Source organism: Pseudoalteromonas sp. BSi20495, assembly GCF_000241185.1.
Classification (GTDB): domain Bacteria; phylum Pseudomonadota; class Gammaproteobacteria; order Enterobacterales; family Alteromonadaceae; genus Pseudoalteromonas; species Pseudoalteromonas fuliginea.
This window is the reverse complement of sequence record NZ_BADY01000095.1, coordinates 65,635-86,150: the sequence shown is the minus strand read 5'-3', so window position 1 is coordinate 86,150 and position 20,516 is coordinate 65,635. Positions and strand designations below refer to the sequence as shown.

The 20,516-nt window shown below is 38.6% G+C and carries 16 protein-coding genes and 1 pseudogene; 13 read left to right on the top strand and 4 right to left on the bottom strand.

Annotated elements, in window-relative coordinates; translation table 11 throughout:
* The 10 genes from P20495_RS07200 (at position 1) to P20495_RS07235 (ending at position 9,545) form a co-directional block, all read left to right on the top strand.
* Entirely contained in the window at positions 1-510 is a 510-nt protein-coding gene (locus P20495_RS07200) for an outer membrane lipoprotein carrier protein LolA (protein WP_008137189.1), read from the top strand.
* A 46-nt stretch (positions 511-556) separates the two neighbouring features.
* Positions 557-1,807: a hypothetical protein gene (locus P20495_RS22575; RefSeq protein ID WP_008137187.1), complete on the top strand. Its 1,251-nt coding sequence runs from the start codon at positions 557-559 to the stop codon at positions 1,805-1,807.
* A 144-nt stretch (positions 1,808-1,951) separates the two neighbouring features.
* The gene (locus tag P20495_RS22570; RefSeq protein ID WP_242401489.1) at positions 1,952-2,797 is read left to right on the top strand and encodes a hypothetical protein; all 846 of its coding nucleotides are present in this window, start codon (positions 1,952-1,954) and stop codon (positions 2,795-2,797) included.
* 1 nt (position 2,798) lies between these two features.
* A complete protein-coding gene (locus tag P20495_RS07205) occupies positions 2,799-4,037 on the top strand; it encodes an NAD(P)/FAD-dependent oxidoreductase (RefSeq protein WP_008137183.1) in 1,239 nt (412 codons plus the stop codon).
* On the top strand, positions 4,025-4,585 hold the full coding sequence (locus P20495_RS07210; protein WP_008137181.1) for a DUF3261 domain-containing protein: 561 nt from the start codon (positions 4,025-4,027) through the stop codon (positions 4,583-4,585). The genes P20495_RS07205 and P20495_RS07210 overlap by 13 nt, the downstream gene beginning before the upstream one ends.
* On the top strand, positions 4,582-5,751 hold the full coding sequence (locus tag P20495_RS07215) for a beta-ketoacyl-ACP synthase (protein WP_008137179.1): 1,170 nt from the start codon (positions 4,582-4,584) through the stop codon (positions 5,749-5,751). The genes P20495_RS07210 and P20495_RS07215 overlap by 4 nt, the downstream gene beginning before the upstream one ends.
* A complete protein-coding gene (locus P20495_RS07220) occupies positions 5,744-6,199 on the top strand; it encodes a hotdog family protein (RefSeq protein ID WP_008137177.1) in 456 nt (151 codons plus the stop codon). Before P20495_RS07215 ends, P20495_RS07220 begins: the two co-directional genes overlap by 8 nt.
* Positions 6,196-6,921: a 3-oxoacyl-ACP reductase FabG gene (gene fabG, locus P20495_RS07225; RefSeq protein WP_007378697.1), complete on the top strand. Its 726-nt coding sequence runs from the start codon at positions 6,196-6,198 to the stop codon at positions 6,919-6,921. The genes P20495_RS07220 and fabG overlap by 4 nt, the downstream gene beginning before the upstream one ends.
* A complete protein-coding gene (locus tag P20495_RS07230) occupies positions 6,921-8,150 on the top strand; it encodes a beta-ketoacyl-ACP synthase (RefSeq protein ID WP_008137175.1) in 1,230 nt (409 codons plus the stop codon). The genes fabG and P20495_RS07230 overlap by 1 nt, the downstream gene beginning before the upstream one ends.
* A 90-nt stretch (positions 8,151-8,240) precedes the next feature.
* Positions 8,241-9,545 (top strand): DEAD/DEAH box helicase, encoded by a 1,305-nt coding sequence (locus tag P20495_RS07235; RefSeq protein ID WP_008137173.1) that lies wholly within the window; start codon positions 8,241-8,243, stop codon positions 9,543-9,545.
* Positions 9,546-9,661: 116 nt separating this feature from the next.
* On the opposite strand, the gene P20495_RS07240 is transcribed toward P20495_RS07235, so the two are convergent.
* The gene (locus tag P20495_RS07240) at positions 9,662-11,269 is read right to left on the bottom strand and encodes an NAD(P)/FAD-dependent oxidoreductase (protein WP_008137171.1); all 1,608 of its coding nucleotides are present in this window, start codon (positions 11,267-11,269) and stop codon (positions 9,662-9,664) included.
* 195 nt (positions 11,270-11,464) lie between these two features.
* Between P20495_RS07240 and fdxA the strand changes: the two genes are divergently transcribed.
* From fdxA to P20495_RS07255, 3 genes and pseudogenes are all read left to right on the top strand, one after another.
* Positions 11,465-11,788, top strand: coding sequence for a ferredoxin FdxA (gene fdxA, locus P20495_RS07245; protein ID WP_007376373.1), 324 nt, complete (start codon positions 11,465-11,467; stop codon positions 11,786-11,788).
* A 147-nt stretch (positions 11,789-11,935) separates the two neighbouring features.
* A pseudogene (locus P20495_RS07250) lies at positions 11,936-14,178 on the top strand (DUF5916 domain-containing protein).
* A gap of 596 nt (positions 14,179-14,774) precedes the next feature.
* Positions 14,775-16,730, top strand: coding sequence for a bifunctional diguanylate cyclase/phosphodiesterase (locus P20495_RS07255; protein WP_242401488.1), 1,956 nt, complete (start codon positions 14,775-14,777; stop codon positions 16,728-16,730).
* A 29-nt stretch (positions 16,731-16,759) separates the two neighbouring features.
* Here the strand turns inward: P20495_RS07255 and P20495_RS07260 are convergent, their stop codons facing one another.
* The 3 genes from P20495_RS07260 to betA form a co-directional block, all read right to left on the bottom strand.
* On the bottom strand, positions 16,760-17,461 hold the full coding sequence (locus P20495_RS07260; protein ID WP_007376370.1) for a TorF family putative porin: 702 nt from the start codon (positions 17,459-17,461) through the stop codon (positions 16,760-16,762).
* Positions 17,462-17,470: 9 nt separating this feature from the next.
* A complete protein-coding gene (locus P20495_RS07265) occupies positions 17,471-18,688 on the bottom strand; it encodes a BCCT family transporter (RefSeq protein ID WP_008137167.1) in 1,218 nt (405 codons plus the stop codon).
* 158 nt (positions 18,689-18,846) lie between these two features.
* Positions 18,847-20,514: a choline dehydrogenase gene (betA, locus tag P20495_RS07270; RefSeq protein ID WP_007376368.1), complete on the bottom strand. Its 1,668-nt coding sequence runs from the start codon at positions 20,512-20,514 to the stop codon at positions 18,847-18,849.
* Positions 20,515-20,516: the final 2 nt, after the last annotated feature.

The following is a 20,516-nucleotide window of genomic DNA, read 5'->3' as shown; positions in this document are numbered from 1 at the left end:
ATGAATTTTTTAAAATGTTTTACATTGAGCATTGCCATTAGCTTTTTGCTGTTTTGCTCTGTAGTAAATGCAGCAGCTATTAAAGGTGAGTTTAAGCAATATAAGCAATTTAATGGATTTGCTAAGCCTTTTATTTCGTCGGGTGTTTTTTCGTTAATTGACGAAAAACTAATTTGGCAAGTGAAAATGCCTGTTGAGAGTATGCTCATAATAGAAAACGGCAAAGTGCTTGCACAAAATGCCAATGGTGAGTTAATACCACAACCCGGTAGCGAGCAATTTGTAGGATTACTGAGTGACTTACTTAGCGTAAATATGAGTGCGCTGGAAACACGTTTTGACATTGCTAAAATGCAAGACGACTGCACACAGTTAACACCAAAAGAAGCGATGCTACAGCAATTATTTAGTGATTTTATTTTATGTAATACTGCTAAGCAAGTGAGCAGTATTACACTAAATGAGCACTCAGGAAATAACACAAAAATTGAGTTTACTTATCCCAAATAAAATTATGTTTTTAAATAATGCAGTGGTTAATTAAGGGAATAGTGCAGTGACAAAACGAATTACCGTTATTGTAGGGTGGTTTAGCAGTTTAATTTTACTTTTTGCTGCAGCTTTTTGGCTGTCTAAACCAACGTTTAGCGCCGATATGTTTAGCTTATTGCCAAAGTCGCACTCCCAAATTGCACATGCGGAAGATGTTTTTTTTCAGCAAAATGCTAACCGTGTTATGTTCTCGTTTGCAGGAAATAATAAAAATAAAGCATTTGATGATTTCCAAAAATGGCTCGACGATAATGCAATTAAAAGCACATTTAACTTTCCGTCCGTTAACGATTTAGCGCAAACATTCTCACCTTTCAAACATGCGTTATTAAGTGAGACTTACAAACAAACATTAAGCAAAAAAACAACGTTTGAACATTATTACCTTGCGCAATTAAATCAGTTAGGCAACCCATTTGTAAGTGCTACTTTAAGCAAAGATACAAGTTTGAGCTTAGCGGCATTTATAGAAGATAACTTAAAACAAAGCCAACTGTTTACGCTTGAACAAGGTCGTTTAACTCGACGTTTAAAAGGCGTTGAATACCGTGTCATTTTGGCAAACTTAGCGCCTGAAAATTTAGGGGTTAATAAATCAATTGATTTAGCTGGCTCGATAATTAAACAGATCAATATACTTAATAAAACCTACCCTGATTTAAGCATTACTTACTCTGGTGTGCTATTTCATACGGCTGAAAATGCTAAACAAGCTAAATACGAGATGAGCCTGTTTGGTGGCATTAGCTTATTAGCCCTTATTGCTATGGTATTTTGGGTGTTTAGGCGTTTAAACAGTATTTTATTAGCAAGCTTTACCGTACTGAGTGCACTTATTGGCGGCGCTATTGCTATGGTGTTACTGTTTAAGACTATTCATTTATTAACGCTTGTTTTTGCAGTTACCTTGATTGGTATTGCCATTGATTATGCATTTCATGGTATGACTGACTTAGCCAAAAAAGAGCATGAAAAAGGCTACAGCAAAGGGACTCAATCTGCGCTTTTACTGTCTCTTATTACGACTACGTTGGGTTATTGCTGCTTACTAGGTGCGCCACTAACGTTATTATCTCAAGTTGGCGTGTTTGTTATTGCGGGTTTAGTGAGTGCTTGGCTATTTACAGTTTTAGTTTTGCCATTGTGGCAATCTACACTCACGTTATCGCCTTCGAGTTTATTAATGAGTCAAAAGCTCATTAAGGTTTTTTTATACTGCAATAGTTTAAAAAACCAATACTCATTACGTTATTAGTCCTTATAAGTGCGTTATTTTTAATAAAACCTATTAGTTTTAATGACGATGTAAAGCTATTAAATGCAAGCTCCGATCACTTAATGCTAAAACGAAAAAAAGCATTTGTTATTACTTGGACAATGGGACAGCCAAATTGTTTTTATGTTTGCAAATAGCGACGAAGCGCTTTTACAAAAACAAGAACAATTTTTAACACGCTTAACCCAACTAAACCCAAATTTTAAACATAATAGCATTAGCCATTGGTTGCCTAGTTTACAAAAGCAGAGCGATAACCAAGCCTTGTTTGAACAGGCTAAAAGCAAAGGGGTTTTGGATATTGCAGAGCGCGTTACAGGGCAAGCACTAGAAAGCACAAAATCACCGTTACTCACTTATGAAACACTCGCCACGAGTGCATTTAAACCATTATTACGTTCCCAAATGGTTGTTGAACTAAATCAGTCGATAACATGGATGTCTCTTTCGGGTATTTCATCTGATCAATTAATTAATGAAGTTGAAAAAAGCAAAGGTGTTTATATTTATAACAAACCTCAACAAATTAGTGCTTTATTAAGTGACTACCGCGAATATTTGCTATTAAGCTTGGTGCTCGCGGGTCTGATCAGCTGGCTGCTATTTAGCTGGCGGTTTACGATTAAGATAGCGCTTCTGCAAGTAACCATTTTATCTGTTGTGGTGTTGAGCATGCTCTGGATATGTAACGTAATTCAAGGTAGCTTGTCGTTATTTAATTTGCTCGGTGCATTACTTGTTATTGCTTTAGCAATTGATTACCTCGTTTTTTATCAAATAAATAAGTTAGAGCCCAAAAATGTACTGGCGATTAGTTTATCTGCAGCGTCATCAATGTGGGTATTTGGCATGCTGAGTGCCTCTGAAACCCCTGCTATTTTTAGCTTTGGGCTGAGTGTAATGGTCGGGATCTTAGCTATTTATTTTTTATCACCGCTAAGTGTTTTAAAGCCTCAAAAGGAACAATAAATTGAATAACCTTGAGCAGTACGATGTTGTTGTTATTGGCGCGGGTCCATCAGGCGCTCTGGCTAGTAGCCTGTTAGTTCAAAAAGGTTGGCGGGTACTTGTACTTGAGCAACAGGTGTTTCCGCGTTTTTCAATTGGTGAAAGCTTATTACCGCAATGCATGGCCTACTTAGAAGAGGCAGCTTTAATTGATTCAGTACATGACAATGCAGCGTCTTTAGGTTTTCAATTTAAAGATGGTGCTGCTTTTCATCGGGCGGGGCAAAATACAACTATAAACTTCACCGAAAAATTTACTCAAGGCCCAGGCACTACGTACCAAGTAAAAAGAGCCGACTTTGACAAGTTATTAGCAGACAAAGCACAAGACCAAGGCGTAGAAATTCGATATCAACACACTGTAGTCGATTATAATGACGAATTAAATGGTGCGTCGTTACTTGTGCACAACGAGCAGCAGCAAGCTTACCGCGTTAATGCTCGGTTTGTATTGGACGCAAGTGGCTTTGGGCGTGTATTACCAAAATTGTTAGATTTAGAGCTTCCCTCTCACTTTCCTGTACGCAGCGCTTACTTTAGCCACTTTAAAGACAATATTAGTGATAAAAACTTTGATCGCAATAAAATTTTGATTACCGTACATCCTCAATATTCTGATGTGTGGTATTGGCTTATTCCCTTTAGTGATGGTACTGCGAGTATTGGGGTTGTGGCGCAGTCGGAGCGTTTTAATAACGACGAATCTAGCGATGTGCTAAATCAATTTATAGAGCAAGACCCTTATTTAAAAACACTGTTGGCACAACGTCAGTTATTAACTCCTGCAAGGAATATTAAAGGTTACTCGGCAAATGTGAGTAAGTTATATGGTAAGCACTTTGCTTTATTGGGTAATGCGGGGGAGTTTTTAGACCCTGTATTTTCATCAGGTGTAACAATTGCACTTAAATCAGCAAATTTAATTGCCCCACTTGTTGATCGCTATTTAAAAGATGAGAACGTTGATTTTGACACCCATTACGCACAGCCATTACAAGCTGGAGTCGATTGTTTTAGAACATTTGTAACAGGGTGGTACGATACGCGTTTTCAGGATGTAATATTTTACTCTGAACAAAATACCCAAGTACGAGAAATGATCAGTGCTATTTTAGCGGGCTATGCATGGGATACTAATAATCCATTTGTTGCGCAAAGTGAACGTCGTTTAAATGTGTTGGCTCAGTTATGTCAAAATTAATTAAGTATGCGGTGTGTATTGTATTTATATTTGCTGTATTGAGTGCATGTACGAGTTTTACGGCATCTAAAAATAGAGTGTATCTATCGCCTAATATCCAATTAAATATTAATAGCGTCCCAACACAAATGTTTGGACAGTCTTGGCAACATGTTTTGTATATTACGAATCAACATAAACAACACACTGTGTTTGCTCAATTAGCTATAAATGGCAGTGGTTCAATTAAATTATTGTTAATGACAGTGCAAGGCTTTCCAATTATGGAGCTTGAAAAACCTTTAAATGGCCCAGTAAAAACAAGAAAGATGTTGGCGGTAGAAGGGATAGACCCTCATTATATTTTGGCGGATATTGCATTAGTACATTGGCCAGTAGCATTTTTACAAAAGCAGTTAGAGGGTGCTTTAATAGAGCAGGTTGGCTCTAATCGGGAGGTATTTAACGATGAGGGTATATTTATCACCATTGACTATAGTGATGAGTCGACAACGTTGAACAATATTTTACATCAGTATCAAATAACATTTAAAAAGGTAGAACAGTGACATATTGGCTGAATGATTTAGGCATTGTGAGTGCGATGGGCATAGGCCAAGATGCAACCACAACAAGCTTAAATAAATATAACCCTGCAACTCCTTTATTAACTTTAAATAAAAGCCTAAGTGCTGAGCAAGCCCCGCTGTATGTAGGGCAAGTTCAATCTATTGCTTTATCAAATAATAAACGTATCAATACATTTATTGATCTAGCTTTAGAACAGATTAAGCCAACCTTAGATAAACTTTCGCATATTGATAGGTCGCGTATTGCAATTGTAATGGGTACTAGTACATCAGGTATTCATGATGGTGAAAGAGCGCGTAAAAGCTATGAAAGTACAAAGCTCTGGCCTGATGACTTTAGTTACAGTGATCAAGAGTTAGCTACACCCGCTCATTACATTGCACATAAAATAGGAGCATTAGGGCCTTGTTACAGTATTTCTACAGCGTGTACCTCAAGTGCAAAAGCGTTAATTAGTGCGCGTGCGTTGTTAAATGCTGATTTAGCTGATGTAGTAATTTGTGGTGGTGCAGATAGTTTGTGTCAATTAACAATTAATGGCTTTGATTCGCTAGCCTCTTTAAGCTCAGGTTTATGTCAGCCTTTTTCTAGCAATAGAGACGGCATTAATATTGGTGAGGGGGCAGCTTTATTTGTAATGACTAAAAATACACCAATAACAAATAACGGCATTATGCTAGTAGGCAGTGGGGAAAGTTCTGATGCTCATCATATGTCTGCACCTGATCCTAATGGAATGGGTGCTCAAGCATCAATGGAAAAAGCATTAAAAAGTGCAAAGTTATCCTCTGGTGATATTGACTATATTAATGCCCATGGTACGGCCACTTTCAAAAATGACGAAATGGAAGCACTTGCAATTAATCGCGTGTTTGGCAACAATACCCCGCTTAGTTCAAGTAAGCATTTAACAGGACATACCTTAGGTGCTGCAGGCGCCATTGAAGCCGGTATATGTTGGTTATTATTAAAAGATAGCGGCCAACATATACTGCCATTTAACGCAATTAAAGAAGACGGTGATTTGGCTGATATAAAAATAATAAAACAAGCGTTTAAGCCCGCTCTTAAATACTGCTTATCTAATTCATTTGCATTTGGCGGTAATAATGCCAGCTTAATATTGGGAGTTAATGTTGACTAATTACCCTATTGAGCAAGTGGTCCCGCACGACGCGCCTATGATTTTAATCGACAGCCTTTTAGCGTATAGCGAAGATGAAGCACAATGCATTATTACTATCACTGAGCAAAGCCCTTTTTTTAGTCCTGCGATTAATGGTGTACCTAGCTATATTGGCGTTGAGTATATGGCGCAGTCTATTGCCGCTTACGCTGGCGCGTTGGCGAATGATGAAAATAAACCTGTAAAAATTGGTTTTTTAATTGGTACGCGAAAATATCAAACTTATCTACCGTGTTTTAAAAACGGCATTAAGCTGACTATTGAAGTGAAAAAGCTATATCAAGAAGAGTCAGGTTTGAGTGTATTTGAATGCCAAATACATGATTGTGAGACTGTACTTTGCCAAGCAAAAATTAATGTATTTCAGCCTGAAAATCCGCTGGAATTTATAAGAGAAAATCAATGATAAAAAGAATTTTAGTTACAGGTTCAAGCCGTGGTATTGGTAAAGCTATTGCGTTAAAACTTGCTGAGCAAGGGTTTGATATTGCAGTGCATTGCAGATCGGGTGTTGAGCAGGCTCAAGCAACATGCGATGAAATTAATAACTTAGGTAGAACGACCAGCTTACTGCAATTTGATGTATGCGATAGAGAGCTGGCAAAGGCACAAATAGAGCAAGATATAGCTCAGCATGGCGCTTATTATGGCGTGGTATGTAATGCAGGTATTACTAACGATATGGCATTTCCGGCCATGCAAGGGGAAGATTGGGATTGTGTTATACGCACAGGCCTTGATGGGTTTTATAATGTAGTACACCCAACTGTAATGCCTATGGTACAAAGCCGCAAAGGTGGGCGTATAATTACAATGTCGTCGGTATCAGGTATTGCTGGTAACCGAGGGCAGGTAAATTATAGTGCAGCAAAAGCCGGTATTATTGGGGCCACTAAAGCACTTGCATTAGAATTGGCAAAACGCAAAATTACAGTTAATTGTGTGGCACCTGGTTTGATAGAAACGGCGATGACTGACGAATTACCTATTGATGAAATGATGAAAATGATCCCCCTCAAGCGCATGGGGAGCGTTAAAGAAGTTGCAGGAACCGTCGCTTTTTTAATGTCTGATGACGCAGCATATATTACACGCCAAGTAATTTCTGTTAATGGTGGCATGGTTTGATGAAACGCGTTGTCGTAACCGGTATGTCAGTGGTCACTGCATTGGGTGATGATTGGTCTGAATTTAAACAAGCCTTAATTAAAGGTGAAAATGCGGTTGTTACTATGCCAGAGTGGGATATGGCCGACGAACTCAATACTCGTCTAGCAGCACCAGTTAACCACTTTGAGCGACCAAGTCACTATAAGCGCAAACAAGTACGTTCAATGGGGCGAGTGTCACTTATGTCAACTCGCGCTACTGAGTGTGCACTTGAACAAGCAAAGCTACTTGAACACGAAAGCCTAACAGATGGCTCTACGGGCATCGCATATGGCTCATCAACGGGTTCTACTGCGCCTTTACTCGCCTTTGCAAATATGATGGAAACGGGTTCTATGTCGGGTGTAACAGCAACCAGTTACATTAAAATGATGGCGCATACCGCCCCTGTAAATGTTGGTGTATTCTTTGGTTTAAAAGGGCGCGTTATAACAACAAGCTCAGCGTGTACATCGGGCTCTCAAGGTATAGGCTATGCCTATGAGGCAATTAAGTTTGGCCGACAAAAAATAATGGTTGCTGGTGGTGCAGAGGAGTTGTGCATCACAGAGGCTGCAGTATTTGATACCCTTTACGCGACATCTACAAAAAATGAAACACCAAAAAAAACACCTCGTCCTTTTGATGCAAATCGTGATGGCTTAGTGATAGGCGAAGGCGCGGGTACACTTATTTTAGAAGAATACGAGCATGCCAAAGCACGCGGGGCGACAATATTAGCAGAGGTGGTTGGCTTTGGTTGCAATTCTGACGGTGAACATGTTACTCAACCTACATCAAAAACAATGCAACTAGCGATTGAAATGGCACTGCAAGATGCCAATCTAAAACCAGAAGAAATTGGTTACGTAAATGCGCATGGTACATCGACAGACAGAGGCGATATTGCCGAATCTCATGCAACGTTTAACGCACTTGGCAATAAACCTATTAGCTCGTTAAAAAGTTATTTGGGACATACTTTAGGTGCTTGTGGTGCAATAGAAGCTTGGGCAAGCATTAATATGATGGCTGATAACTGGTTTGCACCAACAATTAATTTAGACAACGTTGATGACGAATGTGCTCTGCTTGATTACATAACACACCAAGGTCGTGAGATTAATACCGATTACGTAATGAGTAATAATTTTGCGTTTGGTGGTATTAACACCTCTTTAATATTTAAACGCTATAAAGCAGATTAAACGCGTTAAAATAGAAGTAATGACTAACTGTTGACTCGTTTTTACTGTATAATTTGCGACCCTTGATAATGTGGCCGTAGGTTATACAGCATGAATTTTAAATCTTTTAGTTTCGCTCCTGAAATCATCCAGGCGTTGGACGAACTTAACTATCACACTCTTACGCCCATTCAGCGCGCAGCAATCCCTGCTGTTCGTAAAGGTAAAGACGTTTTAGCCAGTGCACAAACTGGTACCGGCAAAACTGCCGCGTTTGCTTTACCTATCATCCAAAAATTGGTTGAGTCTGAACTCAGCACAACGAATGCACCTCATGCATTAGTACTTGCGCCAACGCGTGAACTTGCAGAACAAATTGCAAATAACTTCAGAGATTTTGCAAAGCATACATCGCTTAAAGTCGTTAGTTTATTTGGTGGTGTTAGTACCGCCGGCCAAGCAAACGCTTTAAAAGAAGGTGTAGATATTGTTGTTGCTACACCAGGTCGTTTATTTGATCATATTCGTTTAGGTAACTTAAGCCTTGCAAGTGTTAAGCACCTTGTTCTTGATGAAGCTGACCGTATGCTTGATATGGGCTTTATTGAAGATATGCAAAACGTTATTAAAAGCTGTGCAGAAGAGCGCCAGATTTTACTGTTCTCAGCTACATTCCCTGCAGCAATTAAACAGTTTGCATCTAAGGTATTAAAACAAGCTGAAATAGTACGTGTTGATCAAACTAACAGTACAGCAAGCACTGTTGAGCATGTTGTTTACCCTGTTGAAGAACGTCGTAAGCAAGAGCTACTTTCTGAATTGATTGGTAAGAAAAACTGGCAACAAGTGCTTGTATTTGTAAACATGAAAGAAACGGCTGACGAGCTTGTAAAAGAGCTTAACCTTGATGGTATTCCGGCAGGTGTGTGCCACGGTGACAAATCTCAAGGTAACCGTCGTCGTGCACTTCGTGAATTTAAAGAAGGTAAAGTGCGCGTATTAGTGGCTACAGAAGTGGCTGCTCGCGGTATAGATATTGATGGTTTACCTCGTGTTATTAATATTGATTTACCATGGCTTGCAGAAGATTACGTTCACCGTATTGGCCGTACAGGTCGTGCTGGTCGCCAAGGTCAAGCAATCTCATTTGTTAGCCGCGAAGAAGAAAACACCTTGTTTGAAATTGAAACGCTAATTGGCCAAAAAATCAAACGTGTATATTTAGAAGGTTACGAAGTAAGTAATCGTGAAGTACTAATTGATAAAATTGGTAAAAAACCAGCGCATTTACGCCGTACACGTTCTAACAAGTTATCAGGACAGGCAACCGGTGAAGCGAGAGCAGTAAATCGCTCACGTATTTCAAGCGTTCGTAAAAGCTTAAGAGGCGAAAAACTGTCACTTAAAAAGTCATAGTTAACGCCCTTAAGTTTAAAAAGCCTGAGTTTACTCAGGCTTTTTTGTGCCTAAATTTTAGTGTTAATACTTATAGTGTTCTAAATAGGAAATTATTAACAACGTTAGCGTCAGGTTTAAGCGTTTTCTAACATAGACAGTGCGACCGCTTCAGCTGCTTTAATACCATCAATACCCGCTGATAAAATACCGCCAGCGTAACCTGCACCTTCACCTGCAGGGTAAAGCCCTTTAGTGTTGATACTTTGGAATGTTTTATCGCGCTTAATACTAATAGGCGAGGAAGTACGTGTTTCAACACCGGTTAATAAGCCGTCGTTAGTTGAAAAACCACGAATTTGTTTATTAAACGCAGGTATCGCTTCGCGAAGAGCATCAATTGCAAATTGTGGTAACACTTTACTCAAATCAGTTAACTTAATACCAGGTGTGTAAGAGGGTTGTACTTCACCTAAGTCTGCAGATGATTTACCTTTTAAGAAATCTCCAATTAACTGTGCTGGTGCATCGTAGTTGCTACCACCAAGCTCATACGCTTGCTCTTCAAGTTTGCGTTGTAAGTCTATTCCAGCAAGTGGATTACCAGGGAAGTCTTGCTCTGGTGATATACCTACCACAATAGCGCTGTTAGCGTTGCGCTCACTTCGTGAATATTGGCTCATACCATTGGTAACAACGCGACCTTCTTCAGAGGTTGCAGCGACTACTGTGCCACCTGGGCACATACAAAAGCTGTAAACGGTGCGGCCATTGTCACAGTGATGAACAAGTTTATAATCGGCAGAGCCCAAAATTGGGTTTCCCGCATTTGTGCCAAAACGACATTCATCGATCATTGATTGTTTATGTTCGATTCTAAAACCGACTGAAAATGGCTTTGCTTCAACATAAATCCCTTTTTTATGGATCATATCAAACGTGTCACGTGCGCTGTGGCCAACGGCTAATACAACATGGCGAGTGTTTAGTTGCTCGCCATTTGAAAGCGTTAAACCTGTTACTTGTCCGTCGTCTAAATGAATATCGTCAACACGTGTACTAAAGCGAATTTCACCACCGAGTTCTATTATGCGGGCACGCATTTTTTCAATCATGGTGACAAGTTTAAACGTACCAATGTGTGGCTTACTTACGTATAAAATTTCATCGGGTGCGCCTGCTTCTACAAATTCAGTAATGACTTTACGACCGTAATGTTTTGGATCCTTTACTTGGCTGTATAATTTACCGTCTGAGAATGTACCTGCGCCACCTTCACCAAATTGTACATTTGATTCTGTATTAAGTGTGCGTTTACGCCAAAAGCCAAATGTGTCTTTTGTACGTTCACGTACTTCTTTACCGCGCTCTAATATAATGGGTTTAAAGCCCATTTGGGCAAGTAATAAACCTGCAAATAAACCACAAGGGCCAAAACCAATCACGACAGGACGCTCTGTTATATTTTCGCTGGCTTGTGCTACAAATTTATAACTTGTGTCTGGCGCTACTTTTACATGTTGGTCTTTTTCAAATGCTGCGAGTAGCTCGGCTTCGTTATCAACTTCTATATCGAGTGTATAAATAAGTAAAATAGCTGATTTTTTACGTGCATCATAACCACGTTTAAACACATTAAAACTGTGCAATTGTTCAGGTTGGATTTTTAGTTTATTTACAATTGCTTGACCAATTGCATCTTCGTCATGATCAAGTGGCAGCTTTATTTCGGTTAAACGTATCATTTATATCTCTTTTAGGTGTCATAGCGGGGTTTTATCTACCGCTCACAATAAGGGGATGCAGGGCACAACGGGTGTGCAAACATAAGGCGCGTATTTTACGTTAAAATAGCCTGATATGGCACTTATTTATTGTATTTTTGGGATGGATGGGTATGATCCACAGCTGTTGTTTAAAATAGTAGGTGTTAAAGTATTATGGCGTTTGTCGTTACCGAAAATTGTATAAAGTGTAAGTACACCGATTGCGTATCAGTGTGCCCAGCAGATGCATTTTTTGAAGGCCCTAATTTTTTAGCTATTAGCCCAATTGATTGTATTGATTGTGGATTATGTGTACCTGAGTGTTCAGCTGATGCTATATATCAAGAAGATGAATTACCAGAATCTCAAAAAGAGTTTACTGAGTTAAATGCAGAACTTGCACTTGTATGGCCACGTATTACACAAGTAAAACCTGCACCAGAAGATGCTGACGTATGGAATGGTATAGACAACAAACTTAAGTTACTCGAAACTTAATTATCATTTTAAAATTAGTCCTTTATTATTAATTCGTTAATATTTAGCATAATAATCTTTGCAAGGTATTAACAAATGTACTCGCTTAAATTACAATTCATCCTATAAATTACTCACACCGAGTAAAGCAAGTTTAAATGGATGTTTATGCAACTCTTTATAACCATAATAAAAAAATTATTTTTATACTTTCAAGTTTTTCTTTATTACTATCCAGCCTAGATGTAGCCGCTGAAAAACAGCAAGTATCCTTATCCCGCATTGATTCAAATATCACCGTTGATGGTGTTATGGATGAAGCGCATTGGAAAGATGCGACACGTGTTTCCTTACTCTACCAAGACGAGCCTAATGAAAAAGGCACTCCTCCTGTAAAAACTGATGCCTTTATCTATGAAGATGGCACAAACTTATATGTTGCCTATGTTGCACAAGACCCAGACCCTACGCAAATTCGTGCATCACTTCGTGATCGTGATACGCTCTGGGAAGACGACGTAGTTATTCTTGTTATTGATACATTTAATGATGAACGCAGTGGCTATGAATTCCATGTGAACCCGCTGGGCGCGCAAGGCGATATACGAATGACCGATACCGATGGGTGGAGCTCTGATACTTCATGGAATGCTATTTGGGATAGCGCAGGACAAATTAACGAGAAAGGTTATGTTGTTGAAATGCGTATTCCTTTTAAAGCACTGCGTTTTCCTGAAAATAAAAATGAGCTAACGTGGGGTTTTTCTGTAATGAGAAACTATCAACGAGATGTATTATATCAGCTATCAAACATGGGCTTTGACAGAAATGTGAAATGCAGCCTTTGTCAGTTTGATAAGTTAGTTGGCTTTAGTGACATTGAATCAAGTAAAAATATTCAATTAACACCCACGTTGACGGCACTTCGTAACGATAACAAACCTGAATTACCGGGTGATTGGAATAATGGCGATATAGACACTGAAGTGGGCTTAGATTTACGCTGGGGTTTAACAAAAGACGCTGTTTTAAACGCAACAATTAACCCTGATTTCTCGCAAGTAGAAACAGACTCTTTAGAACTTGATGTAAATACAACCTTCTCTATTTATTACGCTGAAAAGCGTCCTTTCTTTTTAGATGGTGCTTCTTACTTTAAAAGCAGCTTATTTGAACTTTTATACACGCGTACAATTGCAGAACCTAATTTAGGCGCAAAATTAACGGGTAAAACAGGCAATCATAGTTATGCTTTAATGCTGGCTGACGACGACAACAGTAATATTTTACTGCCAACGAATCAGGGCTCTGGCTTTGCAAGCTTAAACGAAAAAACGAATGCGGTGGCTGGGCGTTATCAATATGATATTGGTCAGCAAGGTACTATTGGACTTTCAAGCACACATAGAGAAAGTGATAGCTACCATAATACAGTATTGTCAGTTGATGGTAGTTATTGGTTTAATCAATCGGATACTCTTTTGTATCAAGTATCGACGGCTGATATTCGCAACTCGGCGTTTTTAATTGAAAACTATAACTTATCTGAAACTCAGTCAGATGAAGCATATGCCCTGGAACTTACCCGTGATAAACGTGATTACAAATTGTTCGCCTCTTATGAAAATATTGGGCAGGATTACCGCACTGATTTAGGTTATCAAGCTAAAGTCGATTATGAAAAAGTAGGCTTAGGTGGCGGACAAACATGGTACAGAGATGAGTCAGATTTACTTACCTCATGGTCATATGAAGCTGACTGGGATAAAACGTGGGCGCAAAATGGCGACTTACTTGAAGAAGAATACGAAGGTTTTTTAAGCTTCAAAGGTCAAAAACAATCCATTTTTGAAATTGGTTTAGTGCACCGTTATGAAAATTATAACGATAATTTTTATAATCAAAATATTGGATATATTTACACTGGGTTCAAACCTACTAAAGATTTAAAGCTTTCGTTATATCTTGAATACGCTAGCCGAATTGATTATGCGAATGAGCAGATTGGCGATGTGTTTGATACCCAAACGCAAGTAATATGGGATATTAACGACCACTGGCAGCTTGATGTGAAACATAATTACAGCCAATTAGACAACCCACAAGGGGATCGTGTATTTACAGCGAACTTGGTTGATTTTAGGCTTCATTATAAATTCAGTATGCGTTCAATACTTAAGTTAATTTTACAATTTGAAGATATAGATCGTAACGAAAAAGCTTACTTTTATCAGGTTAGTCAAACTAATAAGGATTATGGTAGCCAGCTTGTTTACTCATATAAAATTAACGCACAAACATTATTTTATTTAGGGTATTCAGATAGAGGGTACCAAGACGATTCACTTAAAAATATTGAACGAGATCAGCGTACGTTTTTTACAAAAGTTAGCTATGCATGGCAACTTTAAAGTAGCTAAAACGAGGTGATTAATGCTTATTAGTCACCTCGAAAGACTGTTACAATTTTATTTAAGTACAATAATCATATGTATAGTTTCGAGTTTAATAGTAAATTCCTTTTACTAGGGCCTGTTGACCTTTCAGGATTAAAATTTGTTCAATCTAGGGGCGATTTAATCGCGGCGTGAGGTTTGTAACCTAGCGGGCTAAGTTAAAACCAAGCAACAAAGAGTAAATTGCCCCTAGGCAGAACCCTTCGGGCAGCGCATGTTTGGCATTTATTCCACGTTATCGCCTATTTATGGGAAATAACCACACTACATAGACTCTGCCTTGCCTAAATACCAAACAGACTGCTGCAAATTTAACCTCGAAAGATAAACAGCCCTTAGCAGATTTAAATTTTCAGTAAAGGTAGTGTTTGCTGAACTACTTCCTCAATAAAATTAATTCAACATAGCAAGTACATAGGGTCTTCGCTTTGTGAAGAACAACGCTCATATCTATCGTTTTTACCTTCTATAGCACTGAAAATAAACACATCAAAAGACACCTTATATTGGACAATATCGAATTTAAAGCTTACGTTTAGTAGTATAAAAAGTTGATAATATTAAACAAAGGCATATCTTTAATGCATGTGAGCCCTCTAATAGAAAAAGAATTAAATGATAGTGTGCGGATCCTTTATTTAAATGCCTACTCTGGATTGTTTATATCTTTTATTGCTAGTACGGGCATAGTTTTTGGTTTTAGTGATAAGTCTTTTACTTCAGTTACCGATAAGCTTATTTGGTGGTTTATCATGGTTGTTGTTTTAGGGATCCGTTTGATAGATGTTTACTATTTTAAACGAAGCAGTAAAGCAGCGAGTTATGTTGATTTATATAGATTCTCTTTAAGTGTAACCCTCACGGCGTTGATTTGGTGCTGTTATGGATTGTATTTCCATTCATCTTTCAGCGTCCTAGAGCTTACAAGTATAATCATCATTTTTTCTGCACTAGGTGGTGGCTCTGCAAATATTCTTTCAGCGCATCGACCAACATGTTTTATATACGCATTTTTGTTATTGATACCATATTCAGTGCTACTGACCCTATCTGAAGAACATTATCAAAATGTATTAGGAGTATTAGGTATAGGCTTTGGGTTTGTTACGCTTATTGCTTTACACAAGGCTGCAAACTTTACGCAAAATGCCATCCATTTAAAAAATCAAAATATTGAACTATTAGAGCTGATGGAGCAGCGTGTCGAATTACGAACACAAGAAATTTATCATCTATCAAATAGCGATTCCCTTACTCAATTATTGAATAGAAACGCTTTTTTAAAAGAGTCAAAAAAAAGGCTATCGCGATACCCTAATGAATCATTTGCGTTGTTATTTATTGACTTAGATGGCTTTAAACATATTAACGATACTATGGGGCATGAGGTTGGCGATCAGATTTTAACAAAAACTGCCCAGAGAATTTCAGCAGTGTGTAGCCAAAATGAGTATAAATGTCGGTGGGGAGGTGACGAGTTTTTGTTACTTACTGATTATAACTGTAAGGATAAAACTAATGATTTTGCAAATAAAATCATTAGTGCCATTACACAAGTACACTCGAATAGCCATTACAAAGCGGGAATAGGTGCAACGATAGGTATTGCATTTTATCCTGAACATGGCAGTGATTTGGACGAATTAATACTAAACGCAGATATGGCGATGTATCATCAAAAGCGTATTAATAGAGGAAAAATTAGTTATTTTGATGATAATTTGCGTATGCAACTTGAGCGTATAAGACGCTTAAATGACAGGCTTTCTTTTGCGGTACAAGACGGAAGTTTATCGCTTGTTTTTCAACCTATTATAGATTCTAGTACAAATCGCCCCAGTTCAGTTGAAGCACTTTTACGTTGGCAAATGGATGGTGAACCGGTTCCACCGGATGAGTTTATTCCTATTGCAGAGCAATATGGGATGATTAGTGAAATTGGACTCTGGGTTTTAAAAAACGCGTGTATTCAAGGGCTCGAGTTTCAGAGAATCATTCCCGATTTATCAATTAGTGTTAATGTCTCTGTTATGCAGCTTCAAGGGCAAAAATTTGTTGTTGAAGTTGCTGATATTTTAAGAAAACTTAGCTTTCCAGCTGATAAGTTACATATAGAAATCACTGAGTCAGTATTTGCTAAGGATAAAAGTACATTTTTATCAACGGTTAAATCTTTGCAAGAGTTAGGGGCTAGGATATCGATAGATGACTTTGGTACTGGCTATTCATCCTTATCAAGTATGTTAGATATTGGTGTGGATATCGTAAAAATAGATAAAACGTTTATTCAAGATGTCGATAAAAAAGGTCTGAGTATTGTAAATGCAGTGGTACAAATGGCCAGTTCACTTAGCTTTGATGTGGTTGCTGAAGGTGTTGAGACAATTGATCAGAGCGAAAAGTTATACAGTTTAGGCGTTTCGCATTTACAAGGTTATTATTTTTCTAAACCGTTAGATGCGAGTTCTTTATGCGCTTATCTTGAGAGCATAAAAAAGGCTTCATAAGAAGCCTTTTAATTATTGATGTGTTTTACTTACAAATCAAAAGTACGTGATATGGCAAGTACGATACGCTCATCTGCGTAATCGTAGTCAAGGCTCGTATTTTCAGCCGCCACTTCAATACCAAACCCTTCATAACTAGTTTGATATGCTAAACGGTAATGGTTGTATGATTTTTTCTCGTTAACGTCCCACGCCCATTTTTGGCCATCAAGTGAGTTTGATATATCAAAACTTGCACGTAGTGCATGATTTGGAGCCAGCTCATAGGTGTGTGCAACCATTGAGATTACATGACCTCCACCTTGACCAAAGTAATCCCAGCTATACCAAAAGTTAAGCTCAGTTTGGCCGTATTCACTCGCATAGCCAAACTTAGTGTAAGCTTCAGCGTAGTTACCATCGCTGTTATTACCTTGATAAGTGTAATAAGCAATACCGTAGTCAACGCTAAACTGCTCATCAAGCTGCACATACTTGCCTACATAAGCATCAAGTTCAAAATCAGTGTCATCACCAAAATCTACATTTGACGCCCAAACACCGGCGTATACACCGCTATCAAAAGCATAATCTAAGCTGCCTTGAATTGCAGGGTCGTTATCTGTCTGTGTTACACCATTAAATGTGTAGTCAGACGCTGCCGTGATTGTTGTTGACCAATCAGCAGCTGCTGTTGTTGATAAAAGTGCAAATGGTAGTGCTACTACAAGTTGTTTTAGTTTGTTATTCATTGTTTATCCCTAGTGTACTGTGTCTATTTTTGTGTAATCAATCTTGTTTGCTTTTGGTGAGCTGTCTATATTTTTGACTGTTTTAAATTTACTGTATCCAATAAAAGCAGCACACAGAAAGAATAGTCCAATAACTAATGCGCCTACCCACTGAATTTGTAAAAACTCTAGTTTAAATAATAGTGTTAATAGAGACAGAGCGACAACATTCCCAAGTATATATTTCATTTTACCAAAACGTTTAACGGTAAGGTTTAGGTTATCTGTATATAAACGCACTAACGAGTCGAGTGAGTTGATTACAAATACAATACCTACAAATACCATAGCAAAGTTTTTAATACCTTGAGTTGGGATCCCTGCTTCATGGTAGTGATAAAGTACGCTAAACCATATCGCAATAGGAATAGAAGGGAATATCAACATCGCACCTAATACTTGGTATGTTTTAAGTCCACCAACAAAGCGTGATGTAAATTGACCAATCATTATGCTCCACGCAAACCACCAAAATAAGTAAAACTCATGGTAATCATTCAACGGTAAAACAAATTCGTTAATGTTGGCAAAGTAAGTGCCAATTGAGCCCAAGTTATTAGTAAACGCAGACATTTCACTATCACCAATAACAAACGCGCCAACCCACATGAAACCTATTAACGCTAAGAATAACCACGTAGTCGCAATACTTAAAATACGCACATATTTAATGTCGGTGCTTGAGTACACTGCAAAACAAATCGCAGCAAATACAATTAAATAAAACTCGCTAACTACACTTGTACCGTTACCTAATTCGGGTAAGTACCAAGGTAAATTTGTAAGTAGTAAATAAGCGGTAAATGCACATGTACCAATAATTACAACATTATTGATAAATTTGACCCAAGGAATTTCGAAAAATTTAACTTTAGGTTCTATTACACAGAAATAAAAGCACGTAAGAAAGTAAAATCCCCAGATCAAGAATCCCCAATAGCCAAATTCAATAGCCAGTGGATTTGCAAACGCGTATTCTGGGCTTGCTTTTATGTCTGCATAACCTGCAAACTCAGTTAAAGGAAACATAATAAGGCCAACATCAAGGCCTGATGTAAATAGTATCGCTATAAACGTAAAGGTTTTTACCGGTGTTACACCTACTACACGTACATTACCCCATTTAAGTAAGATAATAACAACTGCGAGTAAAGTAAAAATGATGCCTGCATTAAGCCAAATAGTCATTGTTACCCTCCAATAATGAATAAAAATAATTCATAAGCACTCCGTATTTTATTGTTTTATTCTCGCATTAACACAACGTAACCTATTTACATCGTGTGCCACTGCAAGGCACGCTCAGGTTTAGCCCGACGAGGCTAAACCTGAGCATGTGGCTAAAGTTAGATCTTTGAACTACGTTGTGTTTCTTGCCAGTTTGTTGTTATGGCAACATTCACATCCGATTTCTGTAATGGGTTTTTACCCAAAATTATGTCAGCTGCTTTTTCGGCAACCATAATGGTAGGTGCATTCAAGTTTCCGTTAGGAACTGTTGGGAATATAGATGAGTCAACAACACGCAGTCCTTCAATACCATGTACTTGCGTATTTGAATTAACAACGGCCATATCATCTTCACCCATTTTGCATGAGCAAGAAGGGTGGTAGGCACTTTCTACGGCTTGGCGAACAAAAGCATCTATTTCTTCATCTGTTTGAATATGTTTACCAGGTTGAATTTCTTCATCGCGGTATTCATCAAAGGCACTTTGTTCGATTATGTCGCGTGTTAAGCGAACGCACGCTCTAAAGCCTTCAATATCGTCTTGGTGTTCAAGGTAATTAAATAAAATAGTTGGTGGCTGCTCAGGGTTCGCAGAAGCAATAGTAACACTACCGCGACTTTTTGGTTTGTTATGACCAACATGTACCTGAAAACCATGACCTGCAAATGCACTTCTACCATCGTAACGCATAGCCGCTGGTAAAAAGTGATACTGAATATCTGGCCATTCAACACCTGGTTTTGAGCGAATAAACGCACACGATTCAAAATGATTCGTTGCACCTAAACCCGAACGCGTTAATAACCAGCGCGCGCCAATCAACCCTTTTGAAATAATGCCTAGCTTGCCGTTAAGCGTGATAGGTTGCTTACACTTGTATTGAAAGTAAAACTCAAGATGATCTTGTAAGTTTTGACCTACACCTGGTAGATGATGCTGTACTTCAACGCCTGCTTTTTCAAGCGCTTGAGTATCACCAATACCAGAGAGTTGTAAAATATGTGGAGAGCCGATTGGGCCTGCACTTAGTACAACGTCTTTTGCAGCATGTGCGGTTTTAACGTCGCCATTTACTTTGTATTCAATGCCTGTGGCTTTTTTGCCATCTAAAATCACGCGTTGTGCGAGTGCACCGGTAATAATCGTTAAATTACTACGCGATTTAACAGGGTCTAAATACTCACGAGACGCAGAGCTGCGCACGCCGTCTTTTACGGTCATGTGCATTGGGCCAAAACCCTCTTGCTGCGACGCATTATAATCATCTGTAGAAGCGTAACCGGCTTGTACACCTGCTTTGATAAAGGTGCGGTAAAGCGGGTTTTTCATTTCGTTGCCGTTATTAACGCCAAGCGGGCCTTTTCCACCACGGTAAGTATTTTCACCAAGGTAAAAGCTTTCTGCTTTTTGAAAATACGGTAAACACGATTGGTAATCCCAGCCGTTTGCACCGTGTTGCTGCCATTCGTCAAAATCTTTTGCGTGGCCACGTACATATACCATGCCATTAATAGATGACGAACCGCCTAATACTTTACCTCGAGGACAATGCATTTCACGGTTATCTAAATGAGGCTCAGGCTGCGTATGAAACTGCCATGCGTATTTGTCACTATTCATAGGAATAGATAACGCGGTTGGCATTTTTATAAAAATACTTTTATCGCTACCGCCAGTTTCTAGTAGTAACACGCGGTTACTTGAATCTTCAGATAAACGGTTTGCTAAAACACAACCCGCCGAACCCGCGCCAACAATAATATAGTCGTAATGATTACTCATAG

Coding starts and splice junctions, on each gene's coding strand:
- P20495_RS07230 (WP_008137175.1), top strand. CDS start 6,921: ATGAAACGCGTTGTCGTAACCGGTATGTCAGTGGTCACTGCATTGGGT.
- P20495_RS07235 (WP_008137173.1), top strand. CDS start 8,241: ATGAATTTTAAATCTTTTAGTTTCGCTCCTGAAATCATCCAGGCGTTG.
- P20495_RS07260 (WP_007376370.1), bottom strand. CDS start 17,461: ATGAATAACAAACTAAAACAACTTGTAGTAGCACTACCATTTGCACTT.
- P20495_RS07265 (WP_008137167.1), bottom strand. CDS start 18,688: ATGACTATTTGGCTTAATGCAGGCATCATTTTTACTTTACTCGCAGTT.
- betA (WP_007376368.1), bottom strand. CDS start 20,514: ATGAGTAATCATTACGACTATATTATTGTTGGCGCGGGTTCGGCGGGT.
- P20495_RS07210 (WP_008137181.1), top strand. CDS start 4,025: ATGTCAAAATTAATTAAGTATGCGGTGTGTATTGTATTTATATTTGCT.
- fdxA (WP_007376373.1), top strand. CDS start 11,465: ATGGCGTTTGTCGTTACCGAAAATTGTATAAAGTGTAAGTACACCGAT.
- fabG (WP_007378697.1), top strand. CDS start 6,196: ATGATAAAAAGAATTTTAGTTACAGGTTCAAGCCGTGGTATTGGTAAA.
- P20495_RS07240 (WP_008137171.1), bottom strand. CDS start 11,269: ATGATACGTTTAACCGAAATAAAGCTGCCACTTGATCATGACGAAGAT.
- P20495_RS07200 (WP_008137189.1), top strand. CDS start 1: ATGAATTTTTTAAAATGTTTTACATTGAGCATTGCCATTAGCTTTTTG.
- P20495_RS22570 (WP_242401489.1), top strand. CDS start 1,952: ATGTTTGCAAATAGCGACGAAGCGCTTTTACAAAAACAAGAACAATTT.